This is a genomic window from Candidatus Methanoperedens sp. (assembly GCA_012026795.1).
In the GTDB taxonomy this organism is placed as follows: Archaea; Halobacteriota; Methanosarcinia; order Methanosarcinales; family Methanoperedenaceae; genus Methanoperedens.
Map to the genome: position 1 here is coordinate 102,353 of VEPM01000010.1, position 21,182 is coordinate 123,534.

The window sequence follows — 21,182 nt, forward strand, 5'->3', positions numbered from 1 at the left end:
GTTATATTTATATTATGTTTAATTGTTAATAAATTCAATCCCTTAATTGCGGGTCAGGCTTTCATAAATAATTCTATCAGACAACAATCATCCCCTCCTGCTATGGTTTTTTTAATATCTATATTTATATCTTTATATATATGAATGCCGACCCGGGCAAATATTGCTTTTGTCATCATGCAAAGTACCGGATTTAACCCGTTTTCCCCCCATGGACATTTACTATTTATTATAACATATCCTTTTTCACTTGCTTCTTTTACTGAAAAGTTCCCACCCATTTTGTTCAAAATACTGCACGTGATGTTTGCTGTTTGTGCGCTTTCTTTTGGAATGTCATGAATATATTTTGTCCAGATTATATCTTCTACCTGTTCACTCATAAGGGTCATTACTTCAGTCATTTTTCCAGGGGGAATACTCCGAAGGATAAGAGGAAGAATGTCAGTCATAATAGTTTTGAAATCATTTTGAGCCTCAATTTGTTCTTTGGCCTTGAGAAGTTCGTCATGATAATTCTTTATCTTCAGAAGTGATTTTACGCGGGTACGGAGTTCAAGCACGTTAACCGGTTTAGAAAGAAAGTCATCAGCCCCGGTTTCTATAGCTTTGATCTTATCTTCTACTTCAGACAATGCTGTGACCATTACTACAGGAATGAACCTTGTGGAATCCTGTTGTTTTATTTTTTCACATACTTCATATCCATTGACCTGGGGCATCTTAATATCCAGGAGAATAATATCAGGTTTATCACATATCACTTTTTCAAGCGCTTCTTTTCCGCTGTATGCCGGTATTAAATCGTAATAATTTTCAAGATAACCAAAAATAAGCTCGACATTTACGGGTTCATCATCAACCACAAGGATTTTTGCCTTATTATCTTGATTTACCATTTAATACCTCAAAAAATCACTTATAATTTCATATCAGGATTGTTTATATTTCTGCACTTGTTTTATGAAACCCGGTACATCGATTGGTTTTGCTATATAATCATCAAAACCTGCTGCCAGGAATTTTTCCCGGTCTCCTTTCATAGCAAAAGCAGTCAAAGCGATATTTGGTACAGCATCATATCCGGGCTTACTTTTTATGATCTTTATGGCAGATATGCCATCCATCCCCGGAAGTTCTATATCCATCAGGATCAAATCATAGTGTTCATTTTCAATCATTTTTATCGCTTCTTCCGCATTAATTGCCCCGGATACGAGAAATCCTGATGATTTGAGAATCTCAATGACAAGTTCCATATTCAGGGGATTATCTTCTACAATGAGTATTTTCATTTGCGCCATTTAATTCCCAACCTTCTTTTTTACAGTCAGCGGTAATTGAAAAATGAAAGTACTCCCTTTCCCGTATTTACTCTCGGCCCATATCCTGCCCCCGTGTAGTTCCACCAGATGCTTTGAAATAGCAAGACCAAGACCTGTACCACCATATTTCCTGGAAGTGCCGGAATCGACCTGCTGGAACTTATTGAAGAGCTTGTCCAGATCCTCTTTCTTGATTCCAATACCAGTATCTGATACTGAAATTTGCACCATTTCACTATCTTTTCTTGTGGTTATGGTTATAATCCCGCCATCTTTCTGGCTGAATTTGACTGCATTGCTCAGCAGATTGAAAAGTATTTGTTTAAAATTCTGTTTATCACCTTCAATGAACTCGACCTGAGGATCAAATTCTTTCTTCAGGGCAATATTATGTTTTGCGGCTGTAGCTTTTATAAGTTCCATAGTATCATTTATCATCGGGGATAAATAAATCTTCTCAACGTTCAAATCTATCTTTCCAGCTTCTATCTTGCTCAGGTCAAGAATATCGTTGATCAGATCAAGAAGATGTTTACTGCTCTTGATTATATTATCTATATAATGTTCCTGTTTCTCGTTTAGATCTCCCATCATTTTTTGTTTCAACAGGTCGGAAAAACCAATTATAGAATTCAAAGGTGTGCGAAGTTCGTGGCTCATCGTTGACAGGAATTCGGATTTTATCTGGTTTGCACGCTCAGCTTCTTCCTTTGATACTTTTAATGATTCTTCAGCTATCATTAATTTTTTATATGGTAACTCTATATACGATTGATGAAGGGCAAGATATGCAAAATAGAAACCTGCACCTTTTAATAAGAGCCCTGGAAATTCTAATGTATTCAGGATAAGGTAGCTAAATACTATGATATTAAATCCATAAATGAGATTAATAATATCCTGGTCTTTATTTAGTTGGAGTCTTTTTGCATACAGGTAACTTGCATATAATGTTATTAATATGCTTAACAGTACCAATGATACTCTTAATTCAGATGGTCCGCCCCCTGAATATATTTTCGGATATTCATTCAGCAGGAACCTCAGATAATACATTGTTATAAATGGCAGTACTGACAGGATAATTGCTGAAATAAGAAGAATACTTTTGTTGAGCAATCTCAGGCTATCCTTAAACAGGTATGCACTTATCAGGAATAATGGTGCGATAATTACCTGAACAACATCACTGAAAATCCTTGCTTTTTGAACTGAGTTCGGGGTAAAAAAATCAGGCATGAAAGGATAAGAAAGTATATGGAATAGTTCAAAAATCCCTATTATTAAAAAAGTGGCTCCCATGAATAGCGTATGATCATTCTGGTTCTGGCTGTATGCAAACCACGTCATAGCAAAAATGGATAAGGAGACAAAAACAAAAAAGAATTCTATTAAAAGATCAAAAGGACCGAGCATCCCATGAATATACTGGCTATTTCCAATCAGATAGCCGATGAATAAAATCATTACTATTATCAATATTAACTTCAGGAGGTGTTTCAAAGCCCCTCTTATGTTAATTCCTGGATTATTCCTATCAAATCGCATGATCAAATGTATTCAAGTAAGCCTGATATTTTAAACAACACTTTGAATGAACAATATATTAACTAAAGGTGTGAAAAAGGTGTCACACTTTTGATCATAGAATTTTGATCCTGAAAACACCATAATCTTTATATCGGATTACGGTTATGTATAGTTTTGTCAAAACATGACATCAAATCGGAGGTAACATGACAGCAAGCCTGAATTTCTTTAAACAATATCACAGCACTGTAATAAAAGCACTGGGCGAGGATGCCAGGAAAGTAAATGCAAAAGTGGGTTCAATATTTGCCGATAACTGGGCTGATAAAGCAGGAGATATAAAAAACCAGGGCGAATTTGCAAAGAGTTTTGAGGATTATCTCAAGAATGACCTGGAATTCGCAAAATATGTAAAGGTCAACTGCGACGAGAATAATTATACTCTTGATATCAAAGGATGTGCAATTTGCCATGGTAATGAAATACTCAGGAAGGAAGGCATAGCAACAGCATGTCCCATAGTCCAGGCAGCAAAATACGCGGCTGTTAAGAAAATCGGAAGGAACGTTATTACTAAAGGTGTTGATAAACCCGGAACAGTGGGAGAGTGTACTATCAAGTTTGAACTCGAGTGAAATACTCCCTGCTAAAGCAAGGGAGCTTCCTGCTTCATTGCTTCTCTATTGAGATTGCTCAGGCAGGCTTGAAATCCCGTAGTTCCTACGGTACTGATTGATCTATTTTTAATATTGATTGCAGCATTATGATCTCTATCCAGAATAAGGCCACAAAAAGGACAACTATGCACCCGAACTTTCAGGTCTTTTGAGACTGATTTACCACAATTGCTACAACTCTGACTCGTATTTCTCGGATTAACAAATTCAACTATTTTCCCAGCGTATTCTGCTTTGGACTTTGTTAAATTAATTAACTGTGACCATCCTGCATCTAATATGGATTTGGCAAGATGATGGTTCTGTACCATGTTTTGTACTTGTAAATCCTCAAATACAATATGATCATATTTCTTAACAAGATTCGTACTTAATTTTTGATTGAAATCTTTCCTCTGATTCCTGATTCTTCGATGTACTTTTGCTACAACGATTCTCTGATTATCCCGGTTCTTTGAACGAAGTTTCTTTTTTGATAGATGTATCTGTTCCCTTGATAGTCTTTTTTCAGATGCCCTTAGAAATTCAGGTGGTTCTATCTGTGTCCCATTGCTCATTGTTATTAAGGAATTTAAGCCAACATCAATTCCTGTTTTGGTCTTGATCTCAACAGATATTACGGGTATTTCGATTTCACAGGAAAAAGTAACATACCAGTGGTCAATATCCTTCTTGATCGTACAGGTCTTGATTTTTCCTTCGATTTCTCGATGTAATATTATCTTGATAGCTCCGATTTTCGATAAGTTGAGTTTTTCCTTTTTGAGTGAAAAACCTGATTGTGGATATGTGAAACTATTATACCTGTTCCTTCCCTGGAATCGAGGATAGCCAAAGCCGTTAAAGAAATTCTTAAAGCTTCTATCAACTCTTTTCAGGACGTTCTGGAGTACTTGAGAGAATACTTCTTTCTGGAAATCTGTCTTTGACCCTGACAGGCTATTAGCCTGGTCGTAATAGTTCATCCATTCTGGTTTTCCCCAGGGAGTTACATCAAAAGACCGCTTTAATTCATTAAGTTCCGATTCTCTTTTTCGTTCAGAAAGAGAATCATTATAGAGGTGTCTGCATGTGGAAAGTGTTCTATTTAGGATTACCTCTTGATTCTTAGTTGGATATATCCTGAATTGATATGTTTTTTTCATGCAAAATCTACAAGCCTTATATTGTTTTGATGCTATTTATGTTTTGTATATCCCTAAAATGCAGAATCGACAACTACTTTTTCGGGATAGATATTACAATTGCAGGGGTCAGATTCATCCCCGTCCTACAGGAACGGGTTTTCTCTACCCCTTGACCCGAGTTTCTAATCTTTCAAGTAAAGGATCTTTTGTGCCGGATATTTCAAAAGCGCGTTTTCTCCTCAGACAGGATTCGCACGTTCCACAGGGTTTTTCCGATCCATCGTAACATGACCATGACCATTCAAGAGGCGCCCCGATTTCAAGACCGCGCTTCACGATATCGGATTTATTCATGGAGATCAGGGGGGCATAGACCGAAGTTTTTGTGAGGGTTCCGAATTTTAACATTTCATTGAAACGCTTAACGAATTCGATCGTATTATCCGGGAACGTTGCAGCTTCTTCGACATCAAAACCCGTGACAATTGTGTCATATTTAAAGTTTTCGGCAAGTGCTGCTCCTATTGAAAGAAAAACAACATTACGCGCCGGTACCCAGACATTTTCCGCTGATTTTTTCGTAATTTCCTTATCATCGAGTTCATTCTCTGATATTTCCGGCAGAGCACTTCCTCCGGTCAGAGCACCCCGGAAGGTCCTGTACCATGGAAGTTCTATGACAACGTGTCCTGCTTTATATCGCTCACAAATCGTCTTTGCAAATGAGATCTCTTTTCCTCGTGCTTTCTGGCCATAATCAAAAGTTACGCACAGGATTTCATCACTTATATCATATGCTTCTTTGAAGGCGACTGTGGAATCAAGACCAGATGAAAGTAAAACTATGGGTTTCATATTGAACAATTGATTCTTTAAGCAGTAAATATTTATCGTTTGGTGGTTATTAATTGCCGATGCGACCCACACTGGATGAATATTTCATGGAAATAGCAACGATTGTTGCAAAACGCTCCACATGCCTCAGGAACCAGGTAGGGGCGGTAATAGTGAAAGATAAGAGGATACTTTCCACAGGTTATAATGGCGCACCAAGGAATCTTGAACACTGTCTTGATATAGGATGTATCAGACAGCAAAACAATATTGCGTCGGGGACGCGTCATGAACTGTGCCGCGCCGTCCATGCGGAACAAAATGCCATTATCCAGGCTGCGCTTCATGGTGTGAGTATTGAGAACGCTACTGTTTATTGCACTCACCAGCCATGCATCCTGTGTGCAAAGATGCTGATCAATTCAAGAATTGAAAAAATCGTGTATGGGACGGTATATCCTGATAAAGAATCCCTGGTTTTTTTTGATAAAGCAGGTGTTAAGGTTGAGCAATTTACACCTCCAATCCATGAGCAGTGAGGTTAATGTTTGAAATTTTTGTAACTATTTTCGGATTGATCCTGAAAGCGTCATGGCTGATGCTTCCGGCTTACATGGCGAACCCGACTGCTGTTGTTTTCGGGGGTGGGACACCCATTGACCTGGGGAAGAACTGGAAAGACGGCAGAAGAATATTTGGCGATGGCAAGACCTTTCACGGTCTTGTGGGGGGTACTGCATGCGGCGTTATCGCAGGTTTTATCCAGATGCAGTTCACGCCACTGCAATATCTCGGTACATTCACTTTCATATCGATATTCACGCTGTCTTTTGGCGCTCTTCTTGGCGATATGGCAAAAAGTTTTTTTAAAAGGAGGCTTGGGTATGAACGCGGTGCAGAATTTCCTCTTGTTGACCAGCTTGATTTTGTGGCAGGCGCCTGGATATTAACATATCTCTTTGACCCGGTGTGGTTTTCAGATAATTTCCTTGCAGCGCCATGGATAATGGTCACTGTTGTTCTTTTCACACCGCTTTTACATCGGCTGACTAATATTATCGGATATTATGCCAGATTAAAAAAGGAGCCCTGGTAATGACTTCACTTAAAGAATCACTTAAAGAATGCGGGGCAATTAAATTCGGGGATTTTACCCTTGCCTCAGGAAAGAAGAGCAAATATTATATCGATATTAAAAAAGCAAGCGCATCTCCTCATATTTTGAAACAGGTCGCTGCTGAGATTTCAGGAAAGATGAAGCACCATTCAATTAAAGCGGATTATATCGGATGTGTGGCGCTTGGCGGCGTCCCGATAGCCGTTGCGGTATCGCTTGAAACCGACCTGCCCCTTATAATTATCAGGAAAGAAGCCAAGGAATATGGGACAAAAAGGCAGATTGTAGGGGATTTTATCAAAAACAGCACAGTAATCATGGTTGAAGATGTTGCAACGACAGGCGGCTCTGTTTTGAAAGCGATCAAACTCTTAAAAGGTGAGGGCCTGGTGGTCCGGCATGTTATTGTTGTTGTTGATCGCGAGGAGGGAGCGGTGGAGGCACTGGCGGATGAAGGCGTTGAGTTAATACCGCTTGTGAGGATAGGCGAGTTGTTGCATGGAAACTGACATCAATAAGATAAAGAAGATATCAAGACAAAAAGAAGAGGAGAATTGGAAATTCCGGTCATTTTTGAAAATGTGCAATATATCGGATGAAAAAATAGATTCGGTTGTCCATAAATTATATCGTGATATCGTTTCAGAAATAGATTGTCAAAAGTGCGCCAATTGCTGCGTAGAAATGGTACCAATCCTGGATAATGAAGATATAGATAAATTCTCAAAAAGTTCAGGGATTCCTGTTGCTGAATTCAAAAGCAGGTATCTTGTAAAAAATAAAGGATCAAACGATTACACTTTTAATAAGATACCATGCCCTTTCCTCAAAAATAATTCATGTTCATGCTATGCCTATCGTCCCAAGGATTGTGTGGCTTATCCTCATTTGCATAAGAATGAGTTCACTTCAAGATTGATAAATATAATTGTAAATTGTTCAATCTGCCCGATCGTGTTTAATGTTTTTGAGGGGGTGAAAAATGAAATTTTTTATTATGACCGGGAGGAAAAAGAAAATTTAAAAATAGAATAAATTTGGTGAAATATTTTCAAAATTTAAACCAAAATCATTTTGTATTAGAAAAAGATAATCCTAAAAGTAATAACGATATATCAAAATTACGGCGATTGTGGGGAGAGTATAATGATCGTGGTATTTTTGGTGAGAATATACTTTAAGGGGTGAAATATGAGAAATAAAATATTAACTGTGGCTATTATAACCGGGATATTACTGGTATCTGGTATGACCTCTGTAATGGCCGGAAATATAAGCGACGGAAATACAGGAGATATGCAAAATCATAAGTGTTCTTCCGAAATGATGACAAATATGGAAGCGGACTATCCGAAGGATATAATGTCCGGTTACAGTAATACAATGATGGGTGGCAGAATGATGGGAGACATAGATCGCAACTTCATCGAGCAGATGATTCCTCATCATAAGATGGCGATCACGGAGGCTGATATTGCGCTGCAAAAGGCAGAGCATGAAGAGATAAAGAAACTTGCGACGGATATAAAAACTGCACAGGCCAAAGAAATCGATGACATGCGTTCCTGGTACAAAGAGTGGTATGGAACCGAAGTCCCGGAATATCCAACGGGAATGGGCATGATGAGCGGGGATACAAGCATTGAACGCCTCAATAATACCGATAATTTTGATAAAGAGTTCATCGAACAAATGATCCACCACCATCAAATGGCAATCATGATGGCTGATATTGCGCTGCAAAAGGCAGAGCGTGAAGAGATAAAGAAAATTGCGGCAGACATAAAAACTGCACAGGCCAAAGAAATCGATGACATGCGCTCCTGGTACAAAGAGTGGTATGGAACTGAAGTTCCAGAGAACCCAACGGGAATGGGAGACATGATGAGTGATGGGATGATGGATGGTGGAATGATGGGTGATGGGATGATGAGTGATGAATTATGGAGGTAAGTTAAATGAAATAATAAAGATGTTTGCAATATGAACGCGGATTCAATGATGAATCGATTAACCATGAATCCAAAGATAATGAGATGGGCACCAGAGGAACGATGTGATCGATATGATTGAAGACTTTCAGTTCAATACGATTTCGGAGACTCTTCAACAATAGATTCATATCTTTCATCTTCTATACGAATTTCTTACGTGAGGTCTTCCGCCCAAGCTTGAATTTGCCTTTTCGGGTTTTATCGCAAAGTATAGCTTGTAGAGTCTTAGACCCCGCTGGACTCACTTCACCTTGCTGTGGCGCAGAACTCTCTGCTATGCCAGACAGGGTGTTCAGTTCTGAGGTGGCGGCTTACCCTTTCCTCATGCTGGAAATCGATGACGTATGAAAAATAATCCTGTCTATTTCACAAGCGGCGCCCCGAATGTGAAATCCTCAAGCTCAACTACTTTTTTCCATAACTCTTTGCAGTCACAATCAAGATTCTTAAAAACAGCAGTATCCTGGGTCAGCGAGAAAATACGGATGGCCTCTGCCACATCATTATCGCATTTACCGCAATTATGGGGGCCGCGCATTGAACCTGCGCCCACCGGGTCTGACATTATAACCGTTCCCGGGGATGATTCCTTTCCGACCTTAAGCGCTTCAACAGCGCTCCATAACCACGGCGGCCTGTAATCACCGCGCTCGAACATCTCATCCACAAGTGTTCCCTTCTGGACATTGCACAGGTTCATGGATATTGTCCTGACAAAGGGCGCGGCATCATTAATGGAATTAATCATGTCATTCATGGCGATCCCTTCTGAAAGAAATGGCGGTTTTTGCATAAGGTACGCTTTTACGGTCACATCATTCCTTCCTGCAACTTCGCTTGCCCCTGTAAAATCAGAAAATGAAAAACCTTTATTGATGCAGTCCTTTCTGATCATGTCATTACTGGTTTCAAGACCCATTGCCACTTCAAACCTCTTGCCAAGAGCCTCTCTTGCTTCTGCCAGCTTCTCGTCAGTTACGTATTCCGGTCTTGTCTCTGCGATCACTTTTTTTACCCGGTCATTTTCTCTTAACCGTGACAGCATCTCGATACGCGTTGAAGATCCGATCTCGCTATCATCAAGAAAACTGCCTGATGTGAATATTTTTACAATGAATTCTTCATCCTTGCAGCACGACATTGCATAATCGAATTGCTTCATCAGGTCATCATGCGATGGGGGTGAGCGCGCGCTATCATAAACATACCCGCACATGGTGCAGTTGTTCCAGCGGCAGCCTGAGGTCTGGAAAATAATGGTTAACGCGGTTACAGGCTTTCCATCAAGCAGGTCTTTCCCTGTCCAGACAGCGGTAGGCCTGTCAGGGGGAGTGAATTTGATCTTTTGCTTTGCGCGGATATTTCGTATAACTGTTGTGAGTGACATGGCTTTACTCAAATTCAATCGTCGCCGGAGGTTTCGGTGTCAGGTCATAAAGAACCCTTGAAACACCTGGTATCTGGCTTGTTATCCTGGACTCGATCCTTCGAAGCACACTCCACGGCAATTCCATGGACTCTGCCGTCATCCCGTCCCTTGAACTTACGGCGCGCACTGCGATTATCCATCCATGCACCCTCACATCTCCTTTTACACCAGTTCCCTTTTCAATAAGCGCAGCAAATGTCTGCCATGGGGCAAATTGCTCCACAAGTTCTTCTTCAACAATTGCATTTGCTTCCCTTATCACATCCAGCTTTTCCTCGGTGACTTCTCCAATTATCCTGACTGAAAGGCCAGGCCCGGGGAATGGCATCCTGTCCGAGATTTCCTTCGGAAGGCCAAGCGCTCTTGCAACCTCCCGCACTTCATCTTTGTAAAGGTCTGCTATCGGTTCGACAATACCTTCAAAATCAATAACTGATGGCAGGCCGCCAACATTATGGTGACTCTTTATCCCGCCTTCTGACTCTATCCTGTCCGGATAAATTGTTCCCTGGATAAGATATCGTGCTCCGAGTTTCCTGGCTTCCTTTTCAAATTCCCTGATAAAAGCCTCACCTACTGCTTTTCTTTTTTTCTCAGGATCGGTTTGTCCTTTCAGGGCTTTGAGGAAATTTACTTTTCCATCCACGACCCGGAGGTTCATATCGGAAAATATTGTCTTAATCCTCTCAGTTTCACCCTTTCGCATAAGGCCAGTGTCAATGTAAATGGGTGTCAGCATATCTCCTATTGCCCTGTGCGCAAGTACGGCACAGACAGAACTATCAACTCCACCTGAAAGGGCGATTATTGCCCGGCCTTTAATATCTTTCCTAATTTTTTCAATGCTATCATGAATGAATTTATCAACTTTGACCATTAGCCTCTAAATTATTATTAATGCTTTAAATGGTTTTACTCTTTTTCTTATGCGGGAAATCATTCAACTCATGGCAATATTTTTGTATATGCTTTCATGTAATTAGAAATATCACAGAGATTTATCACTTCAGAACATATCGATTGGGCATATTCAACTGCCTCTATACAATTCATGCATATATCCCTGCCATATAGATCATTAATTTCAATTAACTCAAAAAATACGGGCGTATTAACAAGTTTGAAATTATTTCCTTCAATATATAACTCTTCCATTTGTTTTTGTGTAAAACCCTTTTTTAACAATTTTATTCTTTCCTCAATTGTCTCTAGCATTTTTTATCCTTCCACATATGTTTCGAACACCGATATCTTATAAAGATACATAATGATAATAATGATTTAAATATTTTGGTAACAAATCTGATAATAAATGTGATATTAATACAGATAATTAAATCAAATATATCAAAGCATATAATTATAGTCATGTAAAATTATAATGAAACCATTATGCTCTTATATCAAATTGTCCGCCTGGACAACGTATCATTCATTAGAAATGGCAAAGCGATCCTGCAAAATATATCATTGCGTATAGAGCCAGGCCAGCACTGGGTGATAATCGGGCAAAACGGTTCGGGTAAAACAAGCCTTATCAGTATAATCAATGGCTATCACTATCCATCGGAAGGAAAAGCCCGTGTCCTGGGTAAAAAATTCGGTTCTACTGATCTTCGGGAACTCCGCTTACAGATAGGAGAATGCAGTTCCGAGATACGTGATATGATCCATGGGTGGGAAACAGTAAGGGATATTGTGCTTTCAGGCAGGTTTGCAAGTATTGGCCTGTATGAGAAACCGGATTCAAAAGATCATGAACGTGCAGCTTATTTACTTGATTCACTGGGAATGTCTGATATGGCAGGATGCATATTCAATACACTTTCGGACGGTGAGAAGCAAAGAACCCTTCTTGCAAGGGCGCTGATGCCTGAGCCGGAATTACTTGTCCTTGACGAGCCATGTGCAGGACTTGACCTGAAAGCCAGAGAAGGATTACTGGATGCTGTGCAGGAAATGTGCACTAAACGCAATGGTCCGACTTTAATATATATCACACATCATATTGAGGAGATCATCCCCGCGATTACCCATGCTCTGGCTTTGCGAAATGGAAGGATAATAGCAAGCGGTAAAAGAGAAGATGTTCTTACAAATACTGTTCTCAGTGAGACTTTTGAAGTACCGGTCGAGTTGCATGAGAGAGAAGGGCGTTTGTGGCCGATGATAATGAAAAGTTAAACATTCAGCCTTGCCGCTTTTATCAATTCTCTCGTAATCTCAGGCAGCCTCTCACTCAACTTCTTATGTTTTCTGGGTTTGCAGTTTTCAAGAGCATACGCAAAGATTATGGGGATACCCACAGTTGCATCAAGATAGGGAATTACATTTCCTTCTCCAGCCTTCGGTATTTTACCCCATGATTTGCCTTCGTTTATGGTGGCTCCTGAGAGTCCGCCTGTATCCGGGCGGTCAACAGTTACCTGGACAACATAATTCTCTCCAGGGCATTCCATCCCTATGATCTGGGATATCATCGGGCCTGTCTGCTGAAGGAAATTCTTTGGCAAGCCGCCTCCCACTTCAAGAACACCCCGGGGAATATCATGTATCATGCTGTCATGCACGATGGCAGCACTTTCAAGGACATCCATTGTAGGGCTTGGATCTACGAAATCCTCTGGATCCAGATCAAATGAACCGGATTTTCCATTTGCAAGGATGGGCAAATAGCTGGTTCCCATGCCTACCGATGAATCAGCAAAACCGGGAACGAAAACCGGAACTTTATTTTTTGAAGCTGAGGCTATAAATGATCTCTCAGGATTCTTTGCAGTCTCCCATACGCCTTCGCCAAGTATTTTATAATAATATGCGGTTGAAAATTTTCCAGGGAACTTATTATCTTCAACAGCTTTACTCGTAAGCGCCTGGATGATCTTATCCTGGGCTATAAGAGTTCTTTGCATATCGATATAAACATCATAGATACGCACAACATCATGCTCGGCAAGATCATTATCGTCAGCGCAATGATCTCCCTGGTGCACAGGAAGTTTATATGCAAAATGAAGATCATGATAAGTGTTTGCGCCTGTTGTGACGATCCAGTCCACAAATCCCTTCTCTATCATTTTAATAATGCCTCCACCCATTCCTACCGGGGTCATTGCACCCGCAAGTGTTAAACACACAGTTGAGTTCTCATCCAGCATGGACTTAAAAAGATGGCACGCCTCCGCCAATCGCTTTGCATTATATCCCATCCCATCGAATATGTCATCAACAAGCTGCGTTATCGTCATTTTTTCATCAAGAGCAATCGGCAGGATAGTTTTCCCTTCCCAGTGATTATGTTTATTGTGATCCATTTCAGTCATTTCCAGTCGTTACTATATATTTTAGTAATAATTCAAATAATTATTCAAGACATATCGGGCAAAGTTTGGGTAAAACCATTTAAGCTTAATTATCATGAATACAATCCGGTGGTATCGTGATGAATTAGACAGGTTGGGTTTGGGGGCATTTGATAAAAGAAAAATTACCTTGATACCTGTCTGACAAAGCCAGATTATTTCATTTATCTTTTGACATATCTTTATTATCAGAAACCATCATTCTGATTCTCATGCATGGCTGGACAGGAAGAAACGTAATTATCGATTTAACCGACGGAAAAATTACCGAAAGTAACAGCGACCCGGATGAATTACGTTCTTATATCGGCGGAAGAGGTCTTGGTGTAAAGCTATATTATGACTTAGTGGCACCGGATATTGATCCTTTATCGCCTGAAAATATCCTTATTTTCACGACAGGCCCGCTCACAGGGACACGGACGCCCCTGTCAGGCAGGCATGTCATGGTTTCAAAATCACCTCTTACAGGCACTATATTTGATTCAAGCAGCGGCGGGTTTTTCGGAAAGGAATTAAAATCCGCAGGGTTAGATGCGCTCCTTATAAAAGGTGCATCTGACGAGCCGGTTTATATTTCCATACAGGACGATGATATCCGGATAAACAATACAAATGATCTATGGGGAAAAAATGTCCGGCAATGCACTGATAAGCTTTCGGGAAAAGGACGCGTGGCATGCATAGGGCGCGCAGGCGAGGGGCTTGTTCCAATTGCAAATGTCATGAATGATTATTTCCATGCATGCGGGCGCGGCGGACTTGGCGCAGTGATGGGTTCAAAAAAACTAAAGGCAATAGTTGTAAAAGGATCACGAAAACCCGCAATTGCAGATGAGGAACAATTTGAAAAAGGATGCAAAGAGGCTTCAAATCTAATAAAAAAAGGATCAATAGGTCTTTCGACTTATGGAACATCAGCACTCCTGAACCTTATGAATTTCCAGAAAATCCTGCCGGCAGGAAATTTCAGGAAAAACGAATTCGGCGATGCTTCAATGGTATCAGGTGAATTCATCAAAGAAAATTATGACATTAAAGGCCATGCCTGTTATAATTGCACTATCGCCTGCAAGCACATAATAAAAAGCGGGGCATTTGAAGGTTATGAGGTGCCTGAATATGAAACATTATGGTCATTCGGGCCTGATAACAATAATTCTGATATAGCATCGATAATCAAGGTCAACCGACTGTGCAATGATTACGGGATCGATACCATATCAGCAGGCTCGACAATTGCTGCCTATGCTGAGATAATGGGTGAGGATGTAAAAGAATTCACGGAATTAGTGAAAAAAATGGGTGATAATACCGGGATTGGAAAAGAGCTTGGAAATGGTTCGAAAGCTTTCTCAAATTTACGGGGAAAAGATGTTTCCATGCAATGCAAGGGGCTTGAGCTTCCGGGTTATGACCCGCGGGGACTTCTGGGCATGGCTCTTGCATATGCAACTTCAAATCGCGGTGGATGTCACATGAGGGCTTATATGGCAGGACCGGAGGTTCTTGGCAAACCAAAAAAGGTTGACCGCTTAACATTTTCGGGGAAAGCAGAGCTTGTGAAAATACAGCAGGATGAAACTGCCTCTATTGATTCGCTTGTCCTGTGTAAATTCGCATCATTTTCAGTTCCGGAAGAGATATTCGCAGAATTATTAAGTGCTGCTACGGGTGTGGATTATTCAATTGAAGAATACCTGAAATGCGGTGAAAGGATATGGAATCTTGAAAGACTCTTCAACAATAAAGCCGGATTTTCAAAAAAGGATGATACTTTGCCTGAAAGGTTTTTCGAAAATGGTGGGATCGATAGGAATGATTTTGAGAAGAGTCTTGATGAATATTACCTGCAAAGGGGCTGGGATGAGTATGGGGTGCCGGGTGAAGGGAAATTGAGGGAATTGGGGATAATATAAGTTAATGCTCAATTATCCCATCCCTGAAATGTATAATCCTGTCCGTCATCCCGCCGATCTCAGGACTGTGCGTTACCATCACGATAGTCTGACCTTGCTCCCGGTTCAATTTCCTGAAAAGTTCGATGATTTCTATCGAAGACTTTGTATCCAGGTTACCTGTCGGTTCATCAGCAAGAAGAATTTTCGGGTCATTGGCAAGACTTCTTGCAATAGTTACGCGCTGCTGCTGCCCTCCAGATAGTTCGGACGGCAGGTGGCTTAATCTATCACCAAGACCCACAAGGTTGAGCAATTCCTTTGCCCGTTCCTTATAATTTGACGTCTTATTCAGCATCATAGGGAACATTACATTTTCCATGACCGTGAGCTCATTAAAAAGATTGAAGAACTGAAAAACGAAACCTATGTATTTCAGTCTATACTCCGCTCTCGTGTTGCTATTCATATTTGTTACATCATTACCCTCTATGTATATTTCACCGGAAGTCGGGGTGTCAAGCATGCCTGTCAAATTCAGAAAAGTTGACTTGCCGCAGCCTGAAGGGCCCATAATGGCAACAAATTCACCCTGTTCTACACAAGTATCCACGCCATTAAGCGCTTTAACCTCGACTTTTCCAAGCATATAGCTCTTTTTAAGATTGTTGGTTTTAATTATTTCCATTTTAATCGCCCCAGATTGCTTTTATTATGTTCGTTCTGCTTGCCATAAGTGCAGGAAATGCTGCTGCAAGGATTACAATGAGCATTGTTACAAGCGAGGCATCATAGATGAGATATAAATGAAATCTCGGACCTAAAGAACCAAGGGTTGGGTCAGGAAAAGGATGTGCTTCCAGATATTTAGTACCTGCATATCCCAGCGCATCACCAATCAGGATACCCATTGTTCCAAGAAACACTGCCTGGAGAATATATACAAACAATACCTGTAAGTCCTTCATTCCAATTGCTTTTAATATACCTATCTGCCTTCTTTTATGTAATATATTTATATAAAGCACTATACCGACGGATGCTGCTCCTGTGAATAATCCAATTGCATTCATAAAATTACTGATATCCCTGAATGTTTTGAATGAACTCAGTACGGATTCAATCTCTTGTTCCCATTCTTTGATTTTTTGAATGCCAAGTTCCCTGGATATTTTGTTTTTATATTGCCCTGAAAGAGTTTCATCATGCAGTTTGACAAGAATAATAGATGCTTTATTAAACAGGTTAAGCTGTTCTGCTGCATCTTCAAAGTTTATTATTATTGTGTTCGTATCCATTGCCAGACCAGTGTGCAGTACACCCCTGATTTTAAAAACTCTGGTTTTTCCGTTTTCAAATATCATGGTCGCTTCATCACCGAGTTTTACCTTTAAATCATCTGCCAGCCGGTATGATATCAACATTCCATCCCGGTCATTAGCTGCAAGCGTTTCACCTGGATCAACTTTACTTAGCAGGATAGTAACTTCGTTTTCTTTTAAGGGATCTAAGGCTAAAATTTTTACAATTTTGAATTTTTCCTTATAATGTAAAGTTCCGCCTGCCGTGATTCTTGGAGAATAAGCAACCACCTCATCCAGGCCCTCAAGTTTTTTTTCCTTTATGCCCAGCCCTTCTATATATTTATCGTTCTCATCTGGATAGATGTTGATATGTCCGGAAGAAGTGTCCATGGTTTTTTCTAAGAAACCATCAGTCAGGCCATCCATGAAACCATTTATTATAATAATATTCGCAGTAGAAATGGCAATTGCTATTATTACAAAAAAGAACATTTTCCAATTTTTCTTTGCATCTTTTCTTGCATAGAAGAATATTGAGGACATCTTATGTACCCCATATGGCTTTAATAATTTCCATCCTGCTTGCTTTAATAGCGGGATATACTCCTGCCAGTATCGTTATTGCAAATGAAACAGTTGTTGCAATATAGAACAGCCGGGATTCATACCTTGCACTTATCCAGGTCTGTGATATGGCATCTAAAAATGGGTTTGCTTCAAAGTACTTGATCGCAAGATATCCGAGAAAATCTCCGAGAAAAACACCTATTACGCCAAAAATTGCAGCTTCCATCAAAAATACTGTGAAAATGAAGGCATTACTCGTTCCTATGGCTTTCATTATGCCGATTTGTCTTTTTTTATGAATTACATTTATATAGATTACAATTCCAACCGAAATCGCTGCTGCGATTAAACCCACTCCTGATATTATACTTGAAATACTCCGCCATGAATTAGCGAAGTTTGATATGAATTCTGTCTCTTCTTTCCATGTTCTTATATTATTTACATCCAGATTCTGCATGATCATTGGCTTGTATATTTCCGTCATGCTCTTATCTGAAAGCTTAATCAGGATAATAGAAGCCATATTATCAACAGCAAGCTGCCTGTAGGCTTCATCCATGGGCATAATAATGGTGGAGCTGTCGAAATCCAGGTTACCGGTGCGGACAATTCCTTTTACAGTATATACCTTAATTATTCCATTTTCAAATGCCAGCGTGGCTTCATCTCCGACATTTAGTTTTAAATCCTCAGCAAGTCGGGAAGAGACGAGAATGGCATTCTTATCATTAGAATTTACAGAAGCACCCCGGATGAGTTTTTCAAGAAGTTTTGTTGTCTTTCGTTCCTTATCCGGGTCCAGAGCCAGTATAGTATTGGATGTTGATAGCTCTTTATTAGATAAAACACCGGTTGCCGAAATCCTTGGTGAATATGCCTCCACTTCCTTTAATGCAACAAGTCTCTGCTCCTTTATCCCGATACCTTCTATAAACCGTTCATTGTTATCAGGGTAGATATTTAAATGACCCACCGAAGATTCAACAGTGTTATCAACTAAATCTTCGATCATTCCATCAATAAGCCCATTGATAACGATGATATTCGCAGTCGCTAAAACAATCGATAAGGTAATAATTATGAAGATCTTTATATTTTTGAAGATGTCTTTTCTTGAATAGAAAAAAGCAGAGCCAAGATCAACAGACACTCTCAGTTCCTCCTATTATTTATCAAAACAATAAAGGCTATTGCAAGAACTGGCCAAATTATTGTAAAGCCCGAAGCACTGTAATCACTGCCCCCTGACAAGCCGGATTGATTTGTCGTCCCAGGGGTTTTGGGAACCGTCCTGTTATCAACATTAAAGATCTTATCGTAATTAACAGTAAGATTTCTTGCATTTAATATTACTGAAACCATATATGTACCCTCATCTAAATTATCAGGCCACAGGATGTTTACCGTTTTTTCCTTATCGTTTGACATAATATGAGGAGCATCGGTTTCCCTGGTTTCCACAATCTTGCTGCCTTTCTTCAGAGTAAAAATGATTTTACCATCCAGAGGAACCATAGATGTGCTCTTTATTGTAGCACTTGCACCTATGCTGTCCCCATAAACTTCGGTTATTTCAGCATCATTTCTGGCAGTGAAACTCGATTGTGCTGTCAGGTAATATTCTGGAATTCCTTTGTTGTACAGGTACACTTTTGCCACCCCTTCGTAATTTTTATCCTCTTCGAGTGCTATATTTCCATGATGTTCGAGGATAATAACTCCTTCTACCCCGGTAGATAGTGGAATCTGTTCAACTTTCTTAGAGTAAACAACCTGTCCCCCGCTATCAATCAAAGCATATTCTATATCAGCAAGAAAAGGCTGATAGCTGGTTTCCATACGTCTCTCATACGTCCGTAAAATTAGCTTGAAACCATTGGAATTTACACCAAAGCCATCTACATAGATTTTTGAAAAAACAAATGTCGAGTTGTTTTCAGTAGAAAATTTCACTTTTTCTACGGAACCTTCTGAGGCATCTGCTATGGACGTAATTATCATAAAAATAGCAAGAATCATCATTATATTTTTAACCATAAAACTCCATTATTTAGCCACACTGAGTATTTGTTTTCTCATATCGTCCTCATTAAATTTACCCAATGAGATAATTTTCCCGTCCATTACAACAACGGGGAATGAATCCATTATTACAGACAACCCGTTTTGTTCTACTTTTTGCCATACATCAGGCCGCTGTTCCTGTACTAATTTTATCAGAATATCCTGTACTGCCATCGGATCAGCATCATTGAACTTAATATCGGCTTCTTTGCATATTTTTTTTAATATCCGGGAGTAATTCCTGTTAGCAAGCCCTCTGGTCAATGCACAGCAGCCCGGTATCTGAAATAGTATAACTGTGTGTTCCATAATATCACCCATAAAGAATTTTCCCAATTTTTCTCATATTTTCTATTCCCGTAATATCTGTTTCAAAGAGAGGCACTTCTGTTTTGTATAAATCTTTAAATCTTTTATTTATGATATTTATGTATCTGTCCTGCGTTGATCTTCGCCTTTCTAAAAACCAATTTCCTTTTAACACCTCATTGGGTATTATTTCGTTTATTATTAAGGTCGGAACATTTATTTTTAGCTGGCTCAAATTCTCGATCGCTCTTGCCGTTTCTTCAATGGGGAGATTTTCAGCGAGCAATACTAATGTAAATAAAGTTGTTTTTGTATCTGCCAGTGTTTTTATTGCACTTTCGTACCTTTTTTGTTCCAGGTTTAAATTATCCATTGTATCTCCTCCCGTTTTGATATTCAATAATTTACCCAGCACTAATCTATTTTTAAGCTGCCTGGAAATATAATTCGCCCAATCAAAAGGCATTGACAGTTCCCTTAGTGTATGTCCTGTAGGAGCGGTATCAAATACTATAACATCTTTTTCATCTGTATTCAAATAGCTTACAAATTGATCAAAGGCTGCCATCTCCTCTGCACAGGGTGTATTCATTACTTCCTTTCCGAACATTCCTGTGAGCTGGTCTACCATCTGATTCAACCGTGCCTGAAAAACACCGGATGCTTTCTTTGGATTTATATTGAGTCCGCAGAGATTCTTAACCTCTTTTATTTTTGTCATCTCTGTTTCTCCAATCTCCTGTTCAAAAATTGCGGATAAGCTCACTGTTGGGTCTGTTGCCACTACCAATGTATCATACCCATGATCTGCCAACCATACTGCTGTAGAAGACGCCATTGTGGTTTTTCCTACGCCGCCTTTCCCACCAAAGAAAAGGAACTTCTTATTATCTATCAAATCTTGCATTGTCATGATAACGCTATCAAGCAACCAACAAAGATAGGTTTTTACCCATACATGTAGGAGTGTATATAAGACCGGTTGACAAACTAAGATTATGAGAAAAATGACCGTGCGTGTTTCCGGAAGCTTATTTCAATGCTGTGTTCCTTTAAACAGCATGATAGATCGCCTTGAAGTTCTTTCGATTTTTAACTTTACGCCCACCACTCATACAGAGGTCTGCAATATTACGCTCAAAGATGGAATGAGCATAGAAAGTATAAAGAACGATTATATTACTGATTTGATCATAATAGAAAATGAAGGCAAAAACTATACATGCCTGGCAAAGGGAATTTTCTCTGATGAGATTTCCAGGTTTTTGGGACAATTTGATCTTAAACTGGAGTATCCGATTATTTTTGATGGGACTATATGCCAATTTGGAATTATAGGTTCGGCTGAAGAATTGAATAATATACTTAAAACTGTAAAAGAATTTGGGTGGGGATTTGATGTATTATCAGTACAAAAATATAATCCCCTGAACATAAATGCCTTCAGCAAACTTACTAAGAAGCAAAAAGAAATATTGCTGCATGCATATGATAACGGTTACTTTGATCACCCCAGGAAAATTAATGCAGACCAGCTTGCCAGGAAAATTGGAATTCATAAGACAACTCTTCTTGAACATCTGCATAAGGCTGAAAACCAGGTCATCCGGAATTTAATAGGAAAAAAAAGTTAAACAAGTTT

The 21,182-nt window shown here is 39.6% G+C and carries 24 protein-coding genes; 9 read left to right on the forward strand and 15 right to left on the reverse strand.

Features of this window, described 5'->3' with window-relative positions; all coding sequences use genetic code 11:
* Positions 1–53 precede the first annotated feature (53 nt).
* From FIB07_05620 to FIB07_05630, 3 genes are read right to left on the reverse strand one after another with little or no spacing between them, the layout of a single operon-like run.
* Positions 54–899 (reverse strand): response regulator, encoded by an 846-nt coding sequence (locus FIB07_05620; GenBank protein NJD52331.1) that lies wholly within the window; start codon positions 897–899, stop codon positions 54–56.
* 33 nt (positions 900–932) lie between these two features.
* Positions 933–1,295 (reverse strand): response regulator, encoded by a 363-nt coding sequence (locus tag FIB07_05625; GenBank protein NJD52332.1) that lies wholly within the window; start codon positions 1,293–1,295, stop codon positions 933–935.
* Between the two features lie 9 nt (positions 1,296–1,304).
* Entirely contained in the window at positions 1,305–2,873 is a 1,569-nt protein-coding gene (locus tag FIB07_05630; GenBank protein ID NJD52333.1) for a hypothetical protein, read from the reverse strand.
* 188 nt (positions 2,874–3,061) lie between these two features.
* Between FIB07_05630 and FIB07_05635 the strand changes: the two genes are divergently transcribed.
* Positions 3,062–3,490: a hypothetical protein gene (locus FIB07_05635; GenBank protein NJD52334.1), complete on the forward strand. Its 429-nt coding sequence runs from the start codon at positions 3,062–3,064 to the stop codon at positions 3,488–3,490.
* Between the two features lie 11 nt (positions 3,491–3,501).
* On the opposite strand, the gene FIB07_05640 is transcribed toward FIB07_05635, so the two are convergent.
* Together FIB07_05640 and queC are read right to left on the reverse strand one after the other, a co-directional pair.
* On the reverse strand, positions 3,502–4,677 hold the full coding sequence (locus FIB07_05640; protein ID NJD52335.1) for an IS200/IS605 family element transposase accessory protein TnpB: 1,176 nt from the start codon (positions 4,675–4,677) through the stop codon (positions 3,502–3,504).
* 144 nt (positions 4,678–4,821) lie between these two features.
* On the reverse strand, positions 4,822–5,514 hold the full coding sequence (queC, locus tag FIB07_05645; protein ID NJD52336.1) for a 7-cyano-7-deazaguanine synthase QueC: 693 nt from the start codon (positions 5,512–5,514) through the stop codon (positions 4,822–4,824).
* A 53-nt stretch (positions 5,515–5,567) separates the two neighbouring features.
* On the opposite strand from queC, the gene FIB07_05650 reads away from it, so the two are divergent.
* From FIB07_05650 to FIB07_05670, 5 genes are all read left to right on the forward strand, one after another.
* Positions 5,568–6,032: a cytidine deaminase gene (locus FIB07_05650; GenBank protein NJD52337.1), complete on the forward strand. Its 465-nt coding sequence runs from the start codon at positions 5,568–5,570 to the stop codon at positions 6,030–6,032.
* Between the two features lie 5 nt (positions 6,033–6,037).
* The gene (locus tag FIB07_05655) at positions 6,038–6,589 is read left to right on the forward strand and encodes a CDP-2,3-bis-(O-geranylgeranyl)-sn-glycerol synthase (protein ID NJD52338.1); all 552 of its coding nucleotides are present in this window, start codon (positions 6,038–6,040) and stop codon (positions 6,587–6,589) included.
* A complete protein-coding gene (locus tag FIB07_05660; GenBank protein ID NJD52339.1) occupies positions 6,589–7,119 on the forward strand; it encodes an orotate phosphoribosyltransferase in 531 nt (176 codons plus the stop codon). The genes FIB07_05655 and FIB07_05660 overlap by 1 nt, the downstream gene beginning before the upstream one ends.
* Positions 7,109–7,645: a YkgJ family cysteine cluster protein gene (locus FIB07_05665; protein ID NJD52340.1), complete on the forward strand. Its 537-nt coding sequence runs from the start codon at positions 7,109–7,111 to the stop codon at positions 7,643–7,645. Before FIB07_05660 ends, FIB07_05665 begins: the two co-directional genes overlap by 11 nt.
* A 156-nt stretch (positions 7,646–7,801) precedes the next feature.
* Positions 7,802–8,563, forward strand: coding sequence for a DUF305 domain-containing protein (locus FIB07_05670; GenBank protein ID NJD52341.1), 762 nt, complete (start codon positions 7,802–7,804; stop codon positions 8,561–8,563).
* A 402-nt stretch (positions 8,564–8,965) separates the two neighbouring features.
* Here FIB07_05670 and FIB07_05675 read toward each other — a convergent pair whose 3' ends face one another.
* The 3 genes from FIB07_05675 to FIB07_05685 all read right to left on the reverse strand — a co-directional run bounded on the left by FIB07_05675 (position 8,966) and on the right by FIB07_05685 (position 11,248).
* On the reverse strand, positions 8,966–9,991 hold the full coding sequence (locus tag FIB07_05675; GenBank protein ID NJD52342.1) for a TIGR01210 family radical SAM protein: 1,026 nt from the start codon (positions 9,989–9,991) through the stop codon (positions 8,966–8,968).
* Positions 9,992–9,995: 4 nt separating this feature from the next.
* Positions 9,996–10,910, reverse strand: coding sequence for a glutamine-hydrolyzing GMP synthase subunit GuaA (gene guaA, locus FIB07_05680; protein ID NJD52343.1), 915 nt, complete (start codon positions 10,908–10,910; stop codon positions 9,996–9,998).
* Between the two features lie 68 nt (positions 10,911–10,978).
* Complete coding sequence (locus FIB07_05685) at positions 10,979–11,248, reverse strand: hypothetical protein (protein ID NJD52344.1); 270 nt, start codon at positions 11,246–11,248, stop codon at positions 10,979–10,981.
* 177 nt (positions 11,249–11,425) lie between these two features.
* On the opposite strand from FIB07_05685, the gene FIB07_05690 reads away from it, so the two are divergent.
* Complete coding sequence (locus FIB07_05690) at positions 11,426–12,217, forward strand: ABC transporter ATP-binding protein (protein ID NJD52345.1); 792 nt, start codon at positions 11,426–11,428, stop codon at positions 12,215–12,217.
* Here FIB07_05690 and FIB07_05695 read toward each other — a convergent pair.
* A complete protein-coding gene (locus FIB07_05695; protein NJD52346.1) occupies positions 12,214–13,347 on the reverse strand; it encodes a deoxyhypusine synthase in 1,134 nt (377 codons plus the stop codon). The genes FIB07_05690 and FIB07_05695 overlap by 4 nt on opposite strands.
* Before the next feature lie 260 nt (positions 13,348–13,607).
* On the opposite strand from FIB07_05695, the gene FIB07_05700 reads away from it, so the two are divergent.
* On the forward strand, positions 13,608–15,314 hold the full coding sequence (locus FIB07_05700) for an aldehyde ferredoxin oxidoreductase (GenBank protein ID NJD52347.1): 1,707 nt from the start codon (positions 13,608–13,610) through the stop codon (positions 15,312–15,314).
* Between the two features lies 1 nt (position 15,315).
* Here FIB07_05700 and FIB07_05705 read toward each other — a convergent pair whose 3' ends face one another.
* Genes FIB07_05705 through FIB07_05730 form a run of 6 tightly spaced genes read right to left on the reverse strand, consistent with a single transcriptional unit; the run spans position 15,316 to position 20,453 of the window.
* On the reverse strand, positions 15,316–15,981 hold the full coding sequence (locus tag FIB07_05705; protein ID NJD52348.1) for an ABC transporter ATP-binding protein: 666 nt from the start codon (positions 15,979–15,981) through the stop codon (positions 15,316–15,318).
* Between the two features lies 1 nt (position 15,982).
* Complete coding sequence (locus FIB07_05710; protein ID NJD52349.1) at positions 15,983–17,140, reverse strand: ABC transporter permease; 1,158 nt, start codon at positions 17,138–17,140, stop codon at positions 15,983–15,985.
* Between the two features lies 1 nt (position 17,141).
* A complete protein-coding gene (locus FIB07_05715; GenBank protein NJD52350.1) occupies positions 17,142–18,317 on the reverse strand; it encodes an ABC transporter permease in 1,176 nt (391 codons plus the stop codon).
* Positions 18,318–18,319: 2 nt separating this feature from the next.
* Positions 18,320–19,204, reverse strand: a complete 885-nt coding sequence (locus tag FIB07_05720) for a hypothetical protein (protein ID NJD52351.1) — start codon at positions 19,202–19,204, stop codon at positions 18,320–18,322.
* A gap of 9 nt (positions 19,205–19,213) precedes the next feature.
* Positions 19,214–19,540, reverse strand: coding sequence for a hypothetical protein (locus FIB07_05725; protein NJD52352.1), 327 nt, complete (start codon positions 19,538–19,540; stop codon positions 19,214–19,216).
* Positions 19,541–19,544: 4 nt separating this feature from the next.
* Positions 19,545–20,453: an ArsA family ATPase gene (locus FIB07_05730; GenBank protein NJD52353.1), complete on the reverse strand. Its 909-nt coding sequence runs from the start codon at positions 20,451–20,453 to the stop codon at positions 19,545–19,547.
* Between the two features lie 85 nt (positions 20,454–20,538).
* On the opposite strand from FIB07_05730, the gene FIB07_05735 reads away from it, so the two are divergent.
* On the forward strand, positions 20,539–21,174 hold the full coding sequence (locus FIB07_05735; protein ID NJD52354.1) for a helix-turn-helix domain-containing protein: 636 nt from the start codon (positions 20,539–20,541) through the stop codon (positions 21,172–21,174).
* Positions 21,175–21,182 lie beyond the last annotated feature (8 nt).

Excerpts from the sequence above, each read along its gene's own strand:
- FIB07_05620 (NJD52331.1), bottom strand. The coding sequence starts at position 899 with ATGGTAAATCAAGATAATAAGGCAAAAATCCTTGTGGTTGATGATGAA.
- FIB07_05625 (NJD52332.1), bottom strand. The coding sequence starts at position 1,295 with ATGAAAATACTCATTGTAGAAGATAATCCCCTGAATATGGAACTTGTC.
- FIB07_05630 (NJD52333.1), bottom strand. The coding sequence starts at position 2,873 with ATGCGATTTGATAGGAATAATCCAGGAATTAACATAAGAGGGGCTTTG.
- FIB07_05635 (NJD52334.1), top strand. The coding sequence starts at position 3,062 with ATGACAGCAAGCCTGAATTTCTTTAAACAATATCACAGCACTGTAATA.
- FIB07_05640 (NJD52335.1), bottom strand. The coding sequence starts at position 4,677 with ATGAAAAAAACATATCAATTCAGGATATATCCAACTAAGAATCAAGAG.
- queC (NJD52336.1), bottom strand. The coding sequence starts at position 5,514 with ATGAAACCCATAGTTTTACTTTCATCTGGTCTTGATTCCACAGTCGCC.
- FIB07_05655 (NJD52338.1), top strand. The coding sequence starts at position 6,038 with ATGTTTGAAATTTTTGTAACTATTTTCGGATTGATCCTGAAAGCGTCA.
- FIB07_05660 (NJD52339.1), top strand. The coding sequence starts at position 6,589 with ATGACTTCACTTAAAGAATCACTTAAAGAATGCGGGGCAATTAAATTC.
- FIB07_05665 (NJD52340.1), top strand. The coding sequence starts at position 7,109 with ATGGAAACTGACATCAATAAGATAAAGAAGATATCAAGACAAAAAGAA.
- FIB07_05670 (NJD52341.1), top strand. The coding sequence starts at position 7,802 with ATGAGAAATAAAATATTAACTGTGGCTATTATAACCGGGATATTACTG.
- FIB07_05675 (NJD52342.1), bottom strand. The coding sequence starts at position 9,991 with ATGTCACTCACAACAGTTATACGAAATATCCGCGCAAAGCAAAAGATC.
- guaA (NJD52343.1), bottom strand. The coding sequence starts at position 10,910 with ATGGTCAAAGTTGATAAATTCATTCATGATAGCATTGAAAAAATTAGG.
- FIB07_05685 (NJD52344.1), bottom strand. The coding sequence starts at position 11,248 with ATGCTAGAGACAATTGAGGAAAGAATAAAATTGTTAAAAAAGGGTTTT.
- FIB07_05690 (NJD52345.1), top strand. The coding sequence starts at position 11,426 with ATGCTCTTATATCAAATTGTCCGCCTGGACAACGTATCATTCATTAGA.
- FIB07_05695 (NJD52346.1), bottom strand. The coding sequence starts at position 13,347 with ATGGATCACAATAAACATAATCACTGGGAAGGGAAAACTATCCTGCCG.
- FIB07_05700 (NJD52347.1), top strand. The coding sequence starts at position 13,608 with ATGCATGGCTGGACAGGAAGAAACGTAATTATCGATTTAACCGACGGA.
- FIB07_05705 (NJD52348.1), bottom strand. The coding sequence starts at position 15,981 with ATGGAAATAATTAAAACCAACAATCTTAAAAAGAGCTATATGCTTGGA.
- FIB07_05710 (NJD52349.1), bottom strand. The coding sequence starts at position 17,140 with ATGTCCTCAATATTCTTCTATGCAAGAAAAGATGCAAAGAAAAATTGG.
- FIB07_05720 (NJD52351.1), bottom strand. The coding sequence starts at position 19,204 with ATGGTTAAAAATATAATGATGATTCTTGCTATTTTTATGATAATTACG.
- FIB07_05725 (NJD52352.1), bottom strand. The coding sequence starts at position 19,540 with ATGGAACACACAGTTATACTATTTCAGATACCGGGCTGCTGTGCATTG.
- FIB07_05730 (NJD52353.1), bottom strand. The coding sequence starts at position 20,453 with ATGACAATGCAAGATTTGATAGATAATAAGAAGTTCCTTTTCTTTGGT.
- FIB07_05735 (NJD52354.1), top strand. The coding sequence starts at position 20,539 with ATGAGAAAAATGACCGTGCGTGTTTCCGGAAGCTTATTTCAATGCTGT.